Origin of the sequence: Dietzia sp. DQ11-38-2, from assembly GCF_014145055.1 — a bacterium.
GTDB lineage: Bacteria > Actinomycetota > Actinomycetes > Mycobacteriales > Mycobacteriaceae > Dietzia.
Genome location: NZ_JAALDW010000384.1, coordinates 1 through 1,652 on the forward strand (window position 1 = coordinate 1; position 1,652 = coordinate 1,652).

Sequence of the window (1,652 nt, forward strand, 5' to 3'; positions counted from 1 at the left end):
CGACCGCCCGGTGACCCAGACGAGTGACCGCGGCCGGAACCCCACCAGGCCCTCCAGGGCCCCGGCGTCCACGGCGGTCGCGACCGACCGGAGTTGGGCACCGGCCATCGACGCGTGGAGCAGTGCGCCGGTGGCGTCGGACGAGCGGAGGGCCTCGGCGTCGTCCAGATCGACCCGGCCCGCCCCCGTGTCGCTGGTGAGGTCAGGCACGGACGATCGCGAGGACCTCGTCGACGACTGCGGCGACGCCCTCCCTGGTGGGCGCCTCCGCGTTGAGACGCAGCAGCGGTTCGGTGTTCGAGGCCCGGAGGTTGAACCACGCGCCGTCCCCGAGGTCGACCGTGACCCCGTCGAGGCGGTCGACCGACACGGCGCGACCGGCGAACGCGTCGACGACCTCCTCCATGCGGGCCACCTGCGCCTCCGCGGAGTCCAGGGTCGAGTTGATCTCCCCCGACGCGGCGTACCGGGTGTACTCCGCCATCACCTGCGAGAGCGGGGCGTCCTGTTCCCCCAGCGCGGCGAGGGTGTGCATCGCGGCGAGCATCCCCGAGTCGGCCCCCCAGAAGTCGCGGAAGTAGTAGTGCGCCGAGTGCTCACCGCCGAAGACGGCACCGGTGTCGGCCATCTGCGCCTTGATGAAGCTGTGACCGACGCGGGTCCGGACCGCCACGCCGCCCTTCTCCTCGACCAGCTCGGGGACGGCCCGGGAGGTGATGAGGTTGTAGATGATGGACGCGCCGGGCTCCTTGTCGAGTTCACGCCCGGCCACCAGCGCGGTGATGGCCGACGGGGCGACCGGCTCACCCCGCTCGTCCACCACGAAGCAGCGGTCCGCGTCGCCGTCGAAGGCGAGGCCGATGTCCGCTCCGCTCTCCCGGACCAACGCCTGGAGGTCGACCAGATTGGCCGGCTCGAGGGGGTTGGCCTCGTGATTGGGGAAGTTGCCGTCGAGCTCGAAGTACAGGGGCACGATCTCCAGTGGTAGGCCGCTGAGGACCGCGGGCACGGTGTGGCCACCCATCCCGTTGCCGGCGTCGACCGCCACCTTGAGACGTCGGATGCCCGAGAGGTCGACCAGGTCACGCAGGTACCCGCCGTACCCGTCCAGGACATCACGCTCGGAGACCGTGCCGGCGTCACCGTCGTACGCGGGTACACCCTCGACGAGCTCGTCGGCGATCGTGCGGAGGCCGGACTCCTGACCGACCGGCTTGGCGCCCGCCCGGCAGAGTTTGATCCCGTTGTAGCGGGCCGGGTTGTGACTGGCGGTGAACATGGCGCCCGGGCAGTCGAGCATCCCGGAGGCGTAGTAGAGCTGATCGGTCGAGGCGAGGCCGATCGTCACCACGTCGAGCCCCTGGGACGTGACGCCGTCGCCGAACGCCCTGGACAGCGCCGGGGAGGAGTCCCGCATGTCATGGCCCACCACGACGGTGCCCGACCCCTCGGAGCGCATCAGCCGGGCGAACGACGCGCCGACCTCGCGGACGAAATCCTCGTCGATCTGCTCACCCACGACGCCGCGGACGTCGTAGGCCTTGATGACTGCTCGGACGGACTCGGCGGTGCGTGGCACGTGCTGCTCCAGGGATGAGAGGCGGTCGGACGGTGTCATCCGTCGACCCTACCCGCCGCATTCCCACCCGGCC

Annotated in this window: 1 protein-coding gene and 1 pseudogene; both read right to left on the reverse strand. The window is 71.0% G+C overall.

Annotation, left to right across the window (positions count from 1 at the left end; all coding sequences use genetic code 11):
* Positions 1 to 210 (reverse strand): annotated as a pseudogene (locus tag G6026_RS12770) (hypothetical protein); the annotation flags it as partial.
* Positions 203 to 1,579 (reverse strand): phosphomannomutase/phosphoglucomutase, encoded by a 1,377-nt coding sequence (locus tag G6026_RS12775; RefSeq protein ID WP_107758003.1) that lies wholly within the window; start codon positions 1,577 to 1,579, stop codon positions 203 to 205. The gene G6026_RS12775 and the pseudogene G6026_RS12770, both read right to left, overlap by 8 nt.
* Between the last annotated feature and the right edge of the window lie 73 nt (positions 1,580 to 1,652).